Source organism: Ruegeria sp. YTSA144, from assembly GCF_059610125.1.
Map to the genome: position 1 here is coordinate 18,421 of NZ_JBXWNA010000004.1, position 14,776 is coordinate 33,196.

Here is a 14,776-nt window from a genome sequence, read left to right on the forward strand (position 1 = left end):
CGTTTTCGACGCTTTTGCGACGGAGGTTCGAAAAAACCGCGCTATTGCATGACCCCGAAAGGGCGTTGGCAGAGCTGGCGCAGAAAAGAGGCTTGGAAGAACGTAGCAACATGCAAACTTTCAAACTGAAAAAAGGGCTGGATCTGCCAGTGGAAGGCGCTCCTGACCAGACCATTCACCCGGGCCCGGAATACTCGACCGTAGGCGTCCTGGGCGGTGACTACATCGGCCTGAAACCCAAAATGCTGGTGCAGGAAGGCGACAGTGTTGTGCGCGGCACGCCGCTGTTCTGCCACAAGGACGCGCCTGACGCGATGATGGTCGCCCCGGTCAGTGGCAGAGTCGTCGCGATCAACCGTGGTGCCCGTCGGGTGCTGCAAAGCGTCGTGATCGACGTGACCGACGCCAATGACGCCGGGGTGGATTTCTCGGGCATAGGGGATGCTGACAGCGCTGAAGGCGTGACAGCCAAGCTGTGCGCCGCCGGCCTTTGGACGTCGTTCCGCACGCGTCCCTATTCGAAAATGCCGAACCCCGGCATAAAACCGGATGCGATCTTTGTCACCGCCATGGACAGTGACCCGCTGGCCCCTGACGCTGCCACGATCATTGCCGAGGCGCCCGAAGAATTTACCGCCGGTTTGGCGGCAGTCAGCACACTGACCGAGGGCAAAACCTATCTTTGCCAAAAAGAGGGTGACACGATACCCGGCGCAGAAGTCGCCGGTGTCGAAACCGCATCTTTCGCAGGTCCACACCCATCGGGCCTGGCCGGAACGCATATTCACTTTCTCGAACCCCTTGCAGGCGACAAGCAGGTCTGGACCATCGGGTATCAGGATGTCATCGCCATTGGCCGCCTGATGCAGACCGGTCATCTGGATCCGAATGTCGTGATTGCCCTGACGGGGCCGGGTGCGCGTCAACCGCGTTTGATCCGTACCGTGATGGGCGCATCAACTGACGATCTGACCCGCGACGAAGTCAATGTGGACGGCACGCCCCGCATCATTTCGGGTTCGATCCTGTCGGGCCGGCACGCTGAGGGCCCGACCGCCTATCTGGGCCGGTTCGCGCGCCAGATCAGCATCATCCGTGAAGATCCCGATCAAATCCCGTTGGGCTGGATTCGTCCGATGCCGTCGAAATATGCGGTGCAGCCTGTATTGGGTTCGGCATTCGCCAAGAAGCTGTATGCGTTCACATCCAACCTGAACGGCGGGCGTCGGGCCATGGTGCCCACAGGTGTTTTCGAAGACCTGATGCCGCAGGACTATCTGCCCACTCAGTTGCTGCGGGCGCTGCTTGTAATGGATACAGACACTGCCCAGGCCCTGGGTGCGCTGGAGCTGGACGAAGAGGATCTGGGCCTTGTGGGCTTTGCCTGTCCGGCGAAATATGAATACGGGCTGGCGCTGCGCGACTGCCTGACCAAAATTGAAAAGGAGGGCTGAGCCGAATGGGTTTGCGCAGCTTCTTTGACAGGATCGAGCCGAACTTTACCAAGGGCGGCAAGTACGAGAAGTTCTTTCCCATCTACGAGATGGTGGAAAGCTTCATCTACACTCCGAAAACCGTGACCACGGTGGCGCCGCACGCGCGGTCTTACGTGGATATGAAACGGATCATGACCTATGTCGTGATCGCGACGATCCCCTGTATCTTATGGGGGATGTGGAACACTGGTTATCAGGCAAACTCGGCGATTGCTTTGCTGGGTCCGGAATCGGCCACCGGCTGGCGGATTGCCTTGTTGCAGATGTTCGGAATTTCGCTGGACCCGTCCAGCATCTTTGCCAACGTCATGCATGGTCTGATGTATTTCCTTCCGATCTACATCGTCACGCTGGTCGCGGGCGGTATCTTCGAGGTCATCTTTGCCACCGTGCGCGGCCACGAGGTGAACGAAGGCTTCCTTGTGACATCAATGCTGTACACGCTGATCATGCCTGCAACCACTCCCCTGTGGCAGGTGGCTTTGGGCATCATCTTCGGTGTTGTGATCGGTAAGGAAGTGTTCGGGGGCACCGGCAAGAACTTTCTCAACCCCGCGCTTGTGGGGCGGGCGTTTTTGTATTTCGCCTATCCGGCGCAGATGTCGGGTGATGCAGTCTGGACACCCGTTGACGGGTTCTCGGGCGCGACTGCATTGGGTGTGTCTGCGGCCGAAGGCGTGCAGGCGCTGGCCGCCGAAGGCATAACCTGGTCGAGCGCGTTTTTCGGCACCATTCAAGGCAGCTTTGGCGAGACATCGACACTGGCCTGCATGATCGGTCTGGCCTTCCTTCTGATGACCAGGATCGCCAACTACCGCCTGATTGTGGGCTGTCTGGCCGGTACCATCGGCTTTACTTTGTTGCTGAACCTGATCGGATCGGACACCAACCCGATGTTCGCGATGCCATGGTACTGGCATATCGTGTTGGGTGGCTATGCTTTCGGCCTGGCCTTTATGGTGACGGAACCGGTTTCGGCCAGCCACACCAATGTGGGTCGCTATATCTACGGCGCGCTGATCGGTGTCATGGTCGTGATGATCCGCGTGATCAACCCGGCTTTCCCCGAAGGCATGATGCTGGCAATCCTGTTCGGCAACGTCTTTGCACCGCTGATCGACTATTTCGTCGTGCAAGCCAACATCAAACGGAGGGCGCGTCGCCATGTCTGATACGCAATCCCCAGATCAAAACGAGGCACCCAAGGGCGTACTGGCCAAATTCCTGGCGGCCTCGCCGGATTCTGTTGGCAAGACGATCTTCATCGCCGTTGCCGTCTGTCTGGTCGCCTCGATGGTTGTGTCCGCGGCCGCAGTCAGCCTGCGCCCGGTGCAAGAGGCCAACCGCCTGAAGGACAAACAGGTAAACGTTCTGCAAGTTGCGGGCGTGTTCGAGCCGGGCATCGACGTAACAGAGGCTTTTGCCGCCTTCGAACCACATGTGCTGGAGCTGTCCACAGGCACCTTCGTCGATGATCAGTTTGATCCGACCACGTTTGACGACATCGCCGCCGCCAGCGATCCCGAGCTGAGCGTCGCGCTGGACAACGACCCCGCCGGTATCGGACGCAAATCCAAGTACCGCGTTATCTATCTGCTGCGCGATGACGCAGGTGATCTGGACAAGGTGATCCTGCCTCTGCACGGATACGGCCTGTGGTCGACGCTCTATGGCTTTATCGCGCTTGAGAATAACGGCAACGATATCTACGGCCTGCAATTCTATCAGCATGGTGAAACTCCGGGTCTTGGGGCCGAAGTGGACAACCCACGTTGGAAAGCCTTGTGGAACGGGAAAAAGCTGCGCGACGAAGCAGGTGAACTGCAAATCACCGTTGCCAAATCGCAGCCCGCAGCCGGGCCAGATTTCTATGTCGATGCGCTGGCTGGGGCCACGCTGACGTCGGTCGGCGTCGATAACCTTGTGAAATTCTGGATGGGCGATGCGGGCTATGGTCCCTTCCTGGCCAAACTGCAAGCAGGAGAGATTTGATGTCGCAGACCAAAAAAGAGATGCTGGTCGACCCGCTTGTCGACAACAATCCGATCACATTGCAGGTGCTGGGCATCTGTTCAGCACTTGCGGTGACATCATCGTTGCAAGTGTCGATGGTGATGGCGCTGGCGGTGATCTTCGTGACCTCGTTTTCGTCCTTCTTCATTTCGTGCCTGCGCAACCAGATCCCGGGCTCGATCCGGATCATCGTGCAGATGGTGATCATCGCGTCGCTGGTGATCCTGGTGGATCAGATACTGAAGGCCTATGCCTTTGAGATATCGAAAACCCTGTCGGTTTTCGTCGGCCTGATCATCACCAATTGTATCGTGATGGGCCGCGCCGAGGCGTTTGCGATGAAGAACCCTCCGGTTGCGTCCTTCATCGACGGCATGGGCAACGGCATGGGCTATGGCCTGATCCTGCTGCTGGTCGGCTTCATTCGCGAGCTGTTCGGGGCAGGGTCGCTGTTCGGCATCACGATTCTGGAAACCGTCAACAACGGCGGCTGGTACGTGCCCAACGGCATGCTGCTGTTGCCGCCTTCGGCGTTCTTCATCATCGGTCTGATCATCTGGGCCTTCCGCACCTGGAAGCCGAACCAGGTGGAAGAGCGTGAATACAAAATTCAGCAGGTAGAGGCCCACTGATGGAAGGTCTGATCTCACTGGCCGTAAAGGCCATCTTTGTCGAAAACCTTGCGCTCAGCTTTTTTCTTGGCATGTGCACTTTCATCGCCGTATCCAAGAAGATTTCAACCGCGCTGGGTCTGGGGATTTCGGTCATGGTCGTGCAGGCCATCACCGTACCTGCCAACAACCTGCTGCTGAACTATCTGCTGAAACCGGGTGCGCTGGCCTGGGCCGGGTTCCCGGATGTTGACCTGACCTTCCTTGGCCTGATCTCATACATCGGCGTGATCGCGGCGATGGTGCAGATCCTCGAGATGGTTTTGGACAAGTATTTCCCACCGCTTTACAACGCGCTGGGGATCTTTCTGCCACTGATCACGGTGAACTGCGCCATCCTTGGCGGGTCGCTGTTCATGGTGGAGCGTGACTATAACTTTGCCGAGGCGGCGACTTATGGCTTGTCTTCCGGTTTTGGCTGGGCGCTGGCAATCACGGCAATGGCCGGAGTGCGGGAAAAGCTGAAATATTCGGACATCCCCGATGGTCTGCAAGGTCTGGGCATTACTTTCATTACCGCAGGTCTGATGGCTATGGCCTTCATGTCCTTCTCGGGCGTGAAACTGTAAGGGGGCGTTGATGGAAACCTTTACCTTAGGCGTAGCTCTTTTCACCTTAATCGTTCTGGCGTTGGTGGCCATTATCATGGCCGCCCGATCCAAGCTGGTATCGACTGGCAACGTCAACATCACGATCAACGGCGAGAAGACCATTTCCGTTCCGGCAGGTGGCAAGCTGCTACAGACACTGGCGGCCGAGAAGCTGTTTGTTCCTTCGGCCTGCGGTGGCGGCGGCACCTGTGCGCAATGTCGGGTGCGGGTGCATTCGGGGGGCGGGTCGATCCTGCCAACCGAAGAAAGCCATATCACGAAACGCGAAGCGTCGTGCGGTGATCGCCTGTCTTGCCAGGTGGCCGTCAAGCAGGACATGGAAATTGAAGTTCCGGAAGAAGTCTTCGGCGTCAAGAAATGGGAATGTACCGTTCGGTCGAACGAGAACGTAGCGACCTTCATCAAGGCGTTGATTCTGGACCTGCCCGAGGGCGAGGACGTGAACTTCCGCGCCGGTGGCTACATCCAGATCGAAGCCCCTGCACACCAGTTGAAATACACGGATTTCGACATTGAAGAGGAATATCGCGAGGATTGGGATCGCTTCAATCTGTGGCAATATGAATCGGTCGTGACCGAACCCATCGAACGCGCCTATTCGATGGCCAACTACCCGGACGAAAAGGGCATGATCATGCTGAACGTCCGCGTGGCCTCGCCACCGCCGGGGTCCGAAGGCATTCCGCCGGGCCAGATGTCGTCGTACATCTTCAACCTGAAGCCGGGTGACAAGGTCACCATTTCAGGCCCATTCGGCGAATTCTTTGCCCGTGATACGGACAAAGAGATGGTCTTCATTGGTGGCGGCGCCGGTATGGCACCAATGCGCAGCCATATCTTCGATCAGCTCAAGCGCCTTCAGAACCGCAACCGCAAGATCAGCTTCTGGTACGGTGCGCGGTCGAAGAAAGAGATGTTCTTTGTCGAAGACTTCGACAGTCTGGCTGAAGAATTCGACAATTTCGAATGGCACGTGGCCTTGTCGGACGCGCAACCCGAGGACAATTGGAAAGGCTATACCGGCTTCATCCACAACGTTCTGTACGAAGAGTACCTCAAGAACCATCCCGCGCCTGAGGATTGCGAATACTATATGTGTGGTCCGCCAATCATGAACCAGTCGGTCATCAACATGCTGCTGGATCTGGGCGTGGACCGCGAAGACATCATGCTCGACGATTTCGGCGGGTAGGGAACAAAAAAGAACCGGCGTGGAAGGCGCCGGTTCTTTCATTTGGCGGTCGGCCTGCGTTATTTTCCGTAATAGTCCCGATACCACGCGACGAATTGGGTGATGCCGTCTTTCAGGTCTGTCTGAGGACGATAATTCGTCAGTTTTTGCAGCAGCCGATTGTCCGCCCAGGTGGCATGAACATCACCCAACTGCATCGGCATGAAGTTCTTGATCGCCTTCTGCCCCACGGCCTGTTCGATGGCTTCAATGAAATCCATCAAGCGCACTTTTTCTCCGTTGCCGATATTCACGATGCGGTAGGGCGCGACGGGCGACAGGCTGTCTCCGTCCTCGATATCCTCACGACGGGCTGGCCGCACCGGAGGCACGTCGATCAACAATCTGATGCCGCGTACAAGGTCTTGGACATGGGTGAAATCCCGGTACATGTCGCCGTGATTGTAAATGTCGATCGGGCGGCCATCCAGGATGGCAGCGACAAATTTGAAATACGCCAGGTCCGGCCGTCCCCAGGTGCCGTAGACGGTAAAGAAGCGGAACATGGTCGTAGGCAAATCCCACAGATGCGCATAGGAATGCCCCATCGCCTCATTCGCCTTCTTTGTCGCGGAATAGATGGTCAGTTGGGTGTCGGCTTTTTCCGTCTCGGTGAACGGCATGTCTTCGTTGGCACCGTAAATCGAAGAGGTCGATGCCATCAAAAGGTGATCCACCTTGTGTTGCCGTGCAATTTCCATCACGTTGAATGTTCCGACGACATTCGATTCAACATAGCTGCGAGGGTGTTCCAAACTGTGTCTCACACCGGCCTGAGCCGCCAGATGAACGATGACTTCCGGCTGAAATTTTTCGGCGACCTGCAACAGCCGATCATAGTTTTCCAACCGATCCTCGGTTGCCGTGAATCCGGGTGTCTGAAGCAGAATTTGATGGCGACGCTGTTTCAGGACCACATCATAGTAATCCGTCATCCCGTCGTATCCATGCACGCGGAACCCTTCCTCTAACAGCAGCTTCGCCAAATGGAACCCGATGAACCCCGCAGAGCCCGTAATCAAAACCCGTTTCATAGAACCCTCAAAACGCCCTGCACGATCATCGCCGAACAAAAGGTACTGCCCCTGATGCCGGGTCAAACATTTTGAACTGCGCCGAAGGTCATATCGAACATCCAGACGTCATTGGTCAACTCTTTGCTGAATCAATCAGATGCTCATTGCCGCCAATGGGCGAGAAGGATAGGGATCAACATGTATGATTACGAACTGGATCAGACGGTGGTTCGACCGCAGGGCGGGGCGGACAATGAATGCAGTGTCTTGCGACATCGCTCCGGCCGAGAAAGTGACGGCCGTGGGCGATATTCACGGTCGTCTGGACTTGTTGCAGGCGTTGTTGCCCAGACTGGACGATCAGAGCTTGCTGGTCTTTGTCGGAGATTACATTGATCGGGGGCCATACAGCGCGCAGGTGCTGCGCCACCTGTTTCACCTGTGCGAGACGTCAGGAGGACGCGTCCAATGTCTTCTTGGAAACCACGAAGAGTTTCTGTTGCAATTCCTGGATGCGCCGGAACGCAACGCCCGGCTCTGGTTTCAAAATGGGGGTGTGCATACGCTGGCGTCTTTCGGGCTGAAACCGCCCGGGGAAATCGACAATAGTCAGCAGATTCGAAAACTGGCGGATGATCTACGCCTGAAGATGGGGGAAAGCCTGATCAACTGGCTAGCCGGCCGGCCTTTGACCTGGACCACTGGCAACGTCACTTTCGTTCATGCGGCCCTGGACCCCCGACTTCCGACTGAGGCCCAAGATCGCCAGATTTGCCTCTGGGGACATCCCATGTTTCCCAGGCTGGCCCGCAGCGATGGTCAATGGGTGGTGCATGGCCACACCATCGTGGACCTCCCCCGGGTCAGGAACCGGGTGGTGTCGCTTGACACGGGCGCTTTCGCTTCGGGTCTGTTGACAGCCGCCGAGATCAACGCCGGAAGTGTTCGGTTCACCTCGACCGTGTGAACAGTGGGCCGTTAACCGACGATCATTTGCTTCATGCGAAGCGCTTCATATTCCAGCTCTTTAAGGCGGAAGTGGACAACGTCTCCGATCGTGATGACGCCGCACAAGTGACCGTCGCGCAGCACCGGCATATGGCGAAAACGGCCCTCGGTCATCGTTTTCAGAACTTCATTCAGCAGATCGTCCGGTGTGCAGGTCTTAACATCCCTGGTCATGAGATCTTCGACCGATTGCGGAAGGGTCTGGCCGGGTGTGTCTGCCATGCGCCGAACGATGTCGCGCTCTGACAAAATCCCCTGCAATGCCCCGTTCTGATCCGTCACGAGAACAGCACCGATCCGCTTTTCCTTCAGCGTGTTGACCACAGAATGGATGGTGTCATTTGGTCGCACCGAAAAAACCGCGTCCCCTTTACCTTCAAGCAGCTTGGCCACGGTTGTCTGCGAATGCGACAGGTTCGATTCCGCTGACTGGCTGTACGTCGTCTTGTCAGCCTTGTCGCCACGCGAAGGCGACTGGTAAGAGGTTGGAGCCATGGGCAATCTCCTTGTGGTTCTTGCAAAGTCTTTCCCTTTCACCTTAGCGCAGCTAAACGACCTGTATAGGGTGCAATTGCGCCGATCGGCAAAAACGCGGGCCCGGAAAGGACGTTCAAGCCATTGAGTGAACTCTATCTTACTCCACCCATAGCGGCATTGATCTTCTTTGCCGTTGTTGTATGCGGCCATAATTTTCGCATGGCGTGGAAGCAACAGCCGCCGGGTTGGCAAAAGCGTGCGTGGTTGTTCGGCGTGCCGGCGGGGGCCGGCCTGTTGGTGCTGGGATTCCTGCCGCTGAAGATGTGATCGCAGTTTGACTCTGGCGGGGGCCACTGGCATATGCCGGGCACAGAATTTCCCGGAGATCGCCCGATGCGTCTTATGCCTTTACTGGCCGTTGCCACCCTTCTTTCCGGCTGTTTGTTCGACAAAGAACCCGAGGTGGTTCGTCTGTCGGGCGAAACGATGGGCACGACCTTCAACATAACCGCGATCGGCGAAGATCTTGATGAGGCCGGATTGGCCGCGGCTGTCGAAGAGACGCTGGCCGAGGTGAACGCCAAGATGTCCAACTGGGATCCAAAATCCGAGGTTTCCGTCTTTTCCGCTTCAACCAGCACAGCCCCCGTTCCGGTCTCGGACGAACTCGCGCTGGTCCTTTCGGCCGCCAATGACGTGCACGAAAAAACCGGCGGGACCTTTGACGTAACTCTGGGCCCGCTGATCGAACTTTGGGGCTTTGGCCCACGCAAGCCCGAGGATCCCGTGCCATCGGATGCCGAAATCGAGGCGGCGTTAAGCGGCGTCGGGCAAGCCCGTCTGCTGACGCTCGACACCGAAGCCGGCACGCTGTCGAAGGCTGATCCGCAGGTGGGCATCAACCTGTCGGCGATTGCGAAGGGCTATGGCATCGATGCGGTTGCCGGCGCTTTGCAGGATGCCGGTATCGACGATTACCTTGTCGAGATCGGTGGTGATCTTGTTGCCAAAGGCAAGAATGAGCAGGGCGAAGCCTGGCGCATTGGCATCGAAAAGCCTGAAACGGGTGCTCAGAGCATTCAATTGATCGTTTCCCTGGATGATCGCGGCATGGCCAGCTCGGGCGATTACAAGAATTTCTTCGAACAGGATGGCGTGCGCTATTCGCATATCATCGATCCGACAACGGGACGCCCGATCACTCATCGCACGACCTCTGTCACGGTTCTGGCGGAAAACGCAATGTTGGCGGATGCCTGGGCAACGGCCATGCTGGCGTTGGGTCACGAGAAGGGAATGGACATCGCGGAAAAGCACAAACTTGCCGTGTACTTCATTTCGCGGGATGTGACAGGCGGCGAAGATGCCTATATTACCTCGCACAGCACCGCGTTCAAAGACGCTTTGGGAACCAACTGACAGGCAGGAACCGAGATGAGTACTTTTATTCTGGCCTTTATTCTTTTGGCGCTTGTCATGGTCGGTATGTCATTGGGTGTCATGCTGATGGGCAAGACCATCAAAGGCAGCTGCGGTGGCCTGAATGCGATCTCGGGCGCCGATAAATGCGTTGTGTGCCAAAAGGATGTCGACCCGGACAGCCCGCTGCGCGACCAATTGCAATGCAAACGTGCCAGGAAGATGCTGGAACAGATGGAACAGCAGACCTGAAGCAAGTTTTGCTTCGCTCTGCGAACGGAAGTGGCTAACTAGGTCCCCATGACTTTCGGGGAGGCACCGCGTTGGCCAAGGCAAAGAATATCCTGTTCATCATGTTCGACCAGCTGCGCTGGGATTATCTGAGCTGTTACGGGCACCCACATCTGCATACTCCGAATATCGATCGTCTGGCCGCGCGCGGTGTCCGCTTTGACCGTGCCTACATCCAGTCGCCGATTTGCGGCAGTTCCCGCATGTCGACCTATACCGGACGATATGTGCATTCCCATGGGGCCTCATGGAACAACATCCCTCTGAAAGTGGGTGAGATCACGTTGGGCGACCACCTGCGCAAAGCGGGAATGGATTGCTGGCTGGTCGGCAAGACCCATATGGCCGCGGATGCCGAGGGGATGGCCCGTCTTGGGCTGGAGCCCGACAGCGTCATCGGCGCCCGCGTCGCGGAATGCGGGTTTGACGTGTTCGAACGCGATGACGGGTTGCGTGCCGAGGGTCCGGACGGATTCTATGACCCGGACGGGGCAAAGAAATACAACCATTACCTTGCAGACAAGGGGTACGAGAGCGACAATCCGTGGCATGACTTTGCTAATTCCGGTCTGGATGCGGATGGCAACGTGCTGTCGGGCTGGTTCCTGAAGAATTCATCCGAGCCTGCAAACATCGCGGAAGAGGACAGTGAAACACCATATCTGACCACCCGTGGAATCGAGTTCATGGACAGCCATGACGGACCTTGGTGCTGTCACCTCAGCTACATCAAGCCTCACTGGCCTTACATCGTGCCGGAACCTTACGCTTCGATGTACGGGCCCGAACATGTCGTGCCCGTGGTCCGCGCGGAAGCTGAGCGAAAGAATGCCCACCCCGTCCTGAAGGCCTTCATGGATACCAAGGTCGGGCAGGCATTTTCACGAAAGGATGTCCGCGAGGCGGTGATCCCGGCTTACATGGGGCTGATCAAGCAAGCTGATGACCAGATGGGCCGCCTGTTCGACTGGATGGAGAAAACCGGGAGGATGGACGACACGATGATCGTGCTGACCTCGGATCACGGTGATTTTCTGGGCGACCACTGGATGGGTGAGAAGACTTTCTTCCACGATGCCTCTACCAAAGTGCCGCTGATCATTTATGACCCGTCACCCGAAGCGGACCTCACGCGCGGCACCACCTGCGGCGCGCTGGTCGAGTCGATCGATCTTGCGCCGACGTTTCTGGAACTGGCAGGTGGTGAAAATGCCGGACATATTCTCGAGGGGCATTCCCTGCTGCCGATCCTGCATGGTCAGTCCGACAAAACGCCCCGACAGGTCGCGATCTGCGAGTATGACTATTCCGCCTCTCCCATTGCGCAGCGGTTGAACGTATCCGTTCGCGACGCGGTGATGTTCATGGTCGCGAATGAAAAGTGGAAGCTCATCCATTGCGAGGGCGGGTACAGGCCGATCCTGTTCGATCTGGAAAACGACCCCGACGAACTGGTGGATCTGGGTGACAGCGCGGATCATTCGGATGTCATCGCGCAAATGTACGACCACCTGTTTGCCTGGGCGCGGCGCCCGTCACAGCGCACCACCCGGTCCGAACAGCAATTGATCGATATGCGGACCCGAAGCGGGGGTACGGGCATCATGATCGGTATCTATGATGAAAACGACACGCCGCTGGAACTGACGGTCAAGTATCGCAACCGCAAGGCAAAGCCATACACGCGTTACCTCAAAGGCTAGTCTCGTCCGGGTTTCCACCGATCATACCATGATGGCTCTGCGTCGAAAAATGCAGGGGACCGTTGTCTTCCAGCGATGGCTCGAAGCTGGCAGGCCGTTTGATTAATTCTGCGTAATTTGCCGCAAAGATGGTTCACCCCTTGCCGGCCAGACGCTAGAAGAAGACCCAAGAGCAGTAATCGGAGAATTTCAATGCCAACCCCCAAACCCGTTGTTCTGTGCATTCTTGATGGGTGGGGCGTGTCAGACGACACACAGGCGAATGCGCCCCATCTGGCGAATACGCCGACCTTTGACGCGATCATGGCCAAATGCCCGCATGCCACACTGACAACGCATGGCCCGGACGTAGGTCTGCCCGGCGGGCAGATGGGTAACTCCGAAGTCGGTCACACAAACATAGGCGCGGGCCGTGTTGTGGCCATGGATCTGGGTCAGATCGACCTGGCTATCGAAAACGGTTCATTCTTTGGCAATGAGGCGTTGCAGGCTTTCATTTCCAAGGTCAAATCCTCAGGGGGGACGGCTCACCTCATGGGGTTGGTCTCGGACGGTGGTGTCCACGGGCACCTGAACCACATCATCGCGGCAACCAAGGCCATTACGGATGCCGGTGTTCCGGTCGCCCTTCATGCCGTCACGGACGGGCGCGACGTGGCCCCCAAATCTGCGCTGACCTATCTTTCCCAGTTGGAAGAGCGGCTGCCCGAGGGGGCTCGTGTCGTCACGGTAAGCGGTCGCTATTTCGCCATGGATCGCGACAATCGCTGGGAACGGATCGCAGAAGCCTATGACGCGATGATCAACGGCAAGGGCAGGGTCGCCAGCACCGCACATGGCGCCGTGGACCATGCCTACAAGCAATCTGAGTCTGACGAATTCATCACGCCAACCGTGTTGCAAGGTTACAAGGGCGTCACCGACGGCGATGGCTTTTTCTGCCTTAACTTCCGTGCAGATCGTGCTCGCGAAATCCTGCGCGCGATTGGTGAACCGGGCTTTGCCGAGTTCGAAACCGGGCCGCGGCCGAAACTGTCGGCGCTGCTGGGTATGGTAGAGTATTCGGACGGTCACAACGCATATATGACCACGGTTTTTCCGAAACGGGCGATTGTGAACACGCTCGGGGAATGGGTCGCCAAGCAGGGGTTGCGTCAGTTCCGGCTGGCTGAAACCGAAAAATACCCCCATGTCACTTTTTTCCTGAATGGGGGCAAGGAAACCCCTGAACAGGGTGAAGATCGCTTTATGCCCAAGTCACCCAAGGTTGCGACCTATGACTTGCAACCCGAGATGTCCTCGGCCGAGGTCACAGCCAAATTTGTCGAGGCGATTGAACAAGGCTACGACCTGATCGTAACCAATTACGCCAACCCTGATATGGTCGGGCATACCGGCGATCTTCAAGCTGCGATCAAGGCATGCGAGGCCGTTGATGCAGGGTTGGCTCAGGTCGTTGCCGCCTTGGAAAAAGCAGGTGGTGCAATGATCCTCACCGCCGATCACGGTAACTGCGAAGTGATGGTTGATCCGGAGACCGGCGGCCCGCATACGGCGCACACGCTGAACCCGGTGCCCATAGCTTTGGTCGGAGGGCCAGAGGGCGCGCAGGTGCGTCAGGGGCGGTTATCTGATCTGGCGCCGACGCTGCTTGACTTGATGAACCTGCCCAAACCGGCGGAAATGACCGGAGAAAGCCTGCTGTCATGAGGCTGACCGCCCTAGTGATTGTGCTGCTTTCAGCTTGTCAGGCCTTTGCCCAGACCGACTCTTCTCGGGCAGCACTGGATGCGGCAAGGATGCTGGAACAGGCGTCGATCTCTCTGAGCGAAGCAGAAGGCGCAAGGGATCGGGTGCGGGCGCTGACCGAAACGATACAAGCCTATGAGGCCGGGCTGAGCGCGATGCGGACCGGTCTGCGCAAGGCTGCAACACGCGAAGCGCAACTGAGCGCGCAACTGAGCGCGCGTGAGAAGGACGTCAGGCAGTTGCTTGGCGTATTGCAGACCATCGAAACAACCGCACCGCCAGTGCTGATGCTGCACCCTTCAGGCCCATTGGGCGCGGCGCGGGCCGGAATGATGCTGTCTGAGGTCACGCCTGGGCTCAATGCAAAAGCGCAAGCGCTGGCGCAGGACCTGCAAGAGGTTCAGACCTTGCGTCTGCTGCAACAAAGCGCGTCGGAAACTTTGACCGAAGGGCTGCGCGGTGTGCAGGATGCCCGCACAAAGTTGAGCGAAGCGATTGCCGACCGCACCGATTTGCCGCGTCGGTTTGTCGAAGACCCGGTGCGCACGGCCATTCTGATATCTTCGACCGAGACTCTGGATGGCTTTGCAAGCGGTCTGTCAGAAATCTCGGAAGGTGAGATCATTGAAACCGACGCAAGCATCCTGGATCAGAAAGGACAGATTCCCTTGCCGGTGCAGGGCGTCATGCTGCACAAGGCCGGTGAACCGGACGCCGCAGGCGTCGCCCGCGCAGGTCTGGTCATCGGCACCCGTTCCCGTGCGCTTGTAACATCCCCGACCGCGGCCACGATCCGCTATCGCGGGCCATTGCTGGATCTGGGAAACCTGGTCATTCTGGAGCCGCAACCGGGCCTGTTGTTCGTGTTTTCGGGCTTGCAAGAGGTCTATGGTCAACCCGGGCAGGTGATCCCCAAAGGCACTCCGGTTGGCCTGATGCCGGGTGAAACGCCGGAAATCGGCGCAATATTGTCAACAAGCGGTGATGGCACTGGAACTGATCGCCCAGAAACGCTCTATATAGAGGTAAGAGAAGATAACAGCCCGGTGGACCCGGAAACGTGGTTTCGGACCGACAAGGATGGATAAACG

At 57.5% G+C, this 14,776-nt stretch carries 15 protein-coding genes; 13 read left to right on the top strand and 2 right to left on the bottom strand.

Translation table 11 applies throughout. The features are described from left to right. Positions 1–110: 110 nt before the first annotated feature. Genes AC2FF8_RS10600 through nqrF form a run of 6 tightly spaced genes read left to right on the top strand, consistent with a single transcriptional unit; the run spans position 111 to position 5,983 of the window. A complete protein-coding gene (locus AC2FF8_RS10600; protein ID WP_496879654.1) occupies positions 111–1,454 on the top strand; it encodes a Na(+)-translocating NADH-quinone reductase subunit A in 1,344 nt (447 codons plus the stop codon). 5 nt (positions 1,455–1,459) lie between these two features. Next, positions 1,460–2,668 (top strand): NADH:ubiquinone reductase (Na(+)-transporting) subunit B, encoded by a 1,209-nt coding sequence (locus tag AC2FF8_RS10605; RefSeq protein ID WP_170345273.1) that lies wholly within the window; start codon positions 1,460–1,462, stop codon positions 2,666–2,668. Continuing rightward, positions 2,661–3,488, top strand: coding sequence for a Na(+)-translocating NADH-quinone reductase subunit C (locus AC2FF8_RS10610; RefSeq protein WP_170345274.1), 828 nt, complete (start codon positions 2,661–2,663; stop codon positions 3,486–3,488). Before AC2FF8_RS10605 ends, AC2FF8_RS10610 begins: the two co-directional genes overlap by 8 nt. After that, a complete protein-coding gene (locus AC2FF8_RS10615) occupies positions 3,488–4,141 on the top strand; it encodes an NADH:ubiquinone reductase (Na(+)-transporting) subunit D (protein WP_117873115.1) in 654 nt (217 codons plus the stop codon). Before AC2FF8_RS10610 ends, AC2FF8_RS10615 begins: the two co-directional genes overlap by 1 nt. After that, entirely contained in the window at positions 4,141–4,749 is a 609-nt protein-coding gene (gene nqrE, locus AC2FF8_RS10620) for an NADH:ubiquinone reductase (Na(+)-transporting) subunit E (RefSeq protein ID WP_050603817.1), read from the top strand. Before AC2FF8_RS10615 ends, nqrE begins: the two co-directional genes overlap by 1 nt. Positions 4,750–4,759: 10 nt before the next feature. After that, the gene (gene nqrF, locus AC2FF8_RS10625; RefSeq protein WP_496879655.1) at positions 4,760–5,983 is read left to right on the top strand and encodes an NADH:ubiquinone reductase (Na(+)-transporting) subunit F; all 1,224 of its coding nucleotides are present in this window, start codon (positions 4,760–4,762) and stop codon (positions 5,981–5,983) included. 59 nt (positions 5,984–6,042) lie between these two features. On the opposite strand, the gene AC2FF8_RS10630 is transcribed toward nqrF, so the two are convergent. After that, positions 6,043–7,056 (bottom strand): NAD-dependent epimerase/dehydratase family protein, encoded by a 1,014-nt coding sequence (locus tag AC2FF8_RS10630; RefSeq protein ID WP_496879656.1) that lies wholly within the window; start codon positions 7,054–7,056, stop codon positions 6,043–6,045. A gap of 235 nt (positions 7,057–7,291) precedes the next feature. On the opposite strand from AC2FF8_RS10630, the gene AC2FF8_RS10635 reads away from it, so the two are divergent. Next, positions 7,292–8,005 carry a metallophosphoesterase family protein gene (locus tag AC2FF8_RS10635; RefSeq protein WP_496879657.1) on the top strand — a complete coding sequence of 238 codons (714 nt, stop codon included), beginning with the start codon at positions 7,292–7,294 and terminating at the stop codon, positions 8,003–8,005. A gap of 11 nt (positions 8,006–8,016) precedes the next feature. Here the strand turns inward: AC2FF8_RS10635 and AC2FF8_RS10640 are convergent, their stop codons facing one another. Continuing rightward, a complete protein-coding gene (locus AC2FF8_RS10640; protein WP_171119143.1) occupies positions 8,017–8,541 on the bottom strand; it encodes a CBS domain-containing protein in 525 nt (174 codons plus the stop codon). Between the two features lie 123 nt (positions 8,542–8,664). On the opposite strand from AC2FF8_RS10640, the gene AC2FF8_RS10645 reads away from it, so the two are divergent. From AC2FF8_RS10645 to AC2FF8_RS10670, 6 genes are all read left to right on the top strand, one after another. Continuing rightward, complete coding sequence (locus AC2FF8_RS10645) at positions 8,665–8,850, top strand: hypothetical protein (protein ID WP_496879658.1); 186 nt, start codon at positions 8,665–8,667, stop codon at positions 8,848–8,850. Between the two features lie 66 nt (positions 8,851–8,916). Then, positions 8,917–9,942 (top strand): FAD:protein FMN transferase, encoded by a 1,026-nt coding sequence (locus tag AC2FF8_RS10650; RefSeq protein WP_254440001.1) that lies wholly within the window; start codon positions 8,917–8,919, stop codon positions 9,940–9,942. Between the two features lie 15 nt (positions 9,943–9,957). Further along, positions 9,958–10,194, top strand: coding sequence for a (Na+)-NQR maturation NqrM (gene nqrM, locus AC2FF8_RS10655; protein WP_170345281.1), 237 nt, complete (start codon positions 9,958–9,960; stop codon positions 10,192–10,194). Positions 10,195–10,265: 71 nt separating this feature from the next. Continuing rightward, positions 10,266–11,936 (top strand): sulfatase-like hydrolase/transferase, encoded by a 1,671-nt coding sequence (locus AC2FF8_RS10660; RefSeq protein ID WP_496879659.1) that lies wholly within the window; start codon positions 10,266–10,268, stop codon positions 11,934–11,936. A 192-nt stretch (positions 11,937–12,128) separates the two neighbouring features. Beyond that, positions 12,129–13,646 (top strand): 2,3-bisphosphoglycerate-independent phosphoglycerate mutase, encoded by a 1,518-nt coding sequence (gene gpmI, locus AC2FF8_RS10665; RefSeq protein ID WP_496879660.1) that lies wholly within the window; start codon positions 12,129–12,131, stop codon positions 13,644–13,646. Continuing rightward, complete coding sequence (locus tag AC2FF8_RS10670) at positions 13,643–14,773, top strand: murein hydrolase activator EnvC family protein (RefSeq protein ID WP_496879661.1); 1,131 nt, start codon at positions 13,643–13,645, stop codon at positions 14,771–14,773. The genes gpmI and AC2FF8_RS10670 overlap by 4 nt, the downstream gene beginning before the upstream one ends. Positions 14,774–14,776 lie beyond the last annotated feature (3 nt).

What these genes read in the sequence shown, in the direction of transcription:
- AC2FF8_RS10605 (WP_170345273.1), top strand. Translation starts at nt 1,460, where the DNA reads ATGGGTTTGCGCAGCTTCTTTGACAGGATCGAGCCGAACTTTACCAAG.
- AC2FF8_RS10630 (WP_496879656.1), bottom strand. Translation starts at nt 7,056, where the DNA reads ATGAAACGGGTTTTGATTACGGGCTCTGCGGGGTTCATCGGGTTCCAT.
- AC2FF8_RS10615 (WP_117873115.1), top strand. Translation starts at nt 3,488, where the DNA reads ATGTCGCAGACCAAAAAAGAGATGCTGGTCGACCCGCTTGTCGACAAC.
- AC2FF8_RS10650 (WP_254440001.1), top strand. Translation starts at nt 8,917, where the DNA reads ATGCGTCTTATGCCTTTACTGGCCGTTGCCACCCTTCTTTCCGGCTGT.
- AC2FF8_RS10670 (WP_496879661.1), top strand. Translation starts at nt 13,643, where the DNA reads ATGAGGCTGACCGCCCTAGTGATTGTGCTGCTTTCAGCTTGTCAGGCC.
- gpmI (WP_496879660.1), top strand. Translation starts at nt 12,129, where the DNA reads ATGCCAACCCCCAAACCCGTTGTTCTGTGCATTCTTGATGGGTGGGGC.
- AC2FF8_RS10610 (WP_170345274.1), top strand. Translation starts at nt 2,661, where the DNA reads ATGTCTGATACGCAATCCCCAGATCAAAACGAGGCACCCAAGGGCGTA.
- nqrM (WP_170345281.1), top strand. Translation starts at nt 9,958, where the DNA reads ATGAGTACTTTTATTCTGGCCTTTATTCTTTTGGCGCTTGTCATGGTC.
- nqrE (WP_050603817.1), top strand. Translation starts at nt 4,141, where the DNA reads ATGGAAGGTCTGATCTCACTGGCCGTAAAGGCCATCTTTGTCGAAAAC.
- AC2FF8_RS10640 (WP_171119143.1), bottom strand. Translation starts at nt 8,541, where the DNA reads ATGGCTCCAACCTCTTACCAGTCGCCTTCGCGTGGCGACAAGGCTGAC.
- AC2FF8_RS10635 (WP_496879657.1), top strand. Translation starts at nt 7,292, where the DNA reads ATGAATGCAGTGTCTTGCGACATCGCTCCGGCCGAGAAAGTGACGGCC.
- AC2FF8_RS10600 (WP_496879654.1), top strand. Translation starts at nt 111, where the DNA reads ATGCAAACTTTCAAACTGAAAAAAGGGCTGGATCTGCCAGTGGAAGGC.
- nqrF (WP_496879655.1), top strand. Translation starts at nt 4,760, where the DNA reads ATGGAAACCTTTACCTTAGGCGTAGCTCTTTTCACCTTAATCGTTCTG.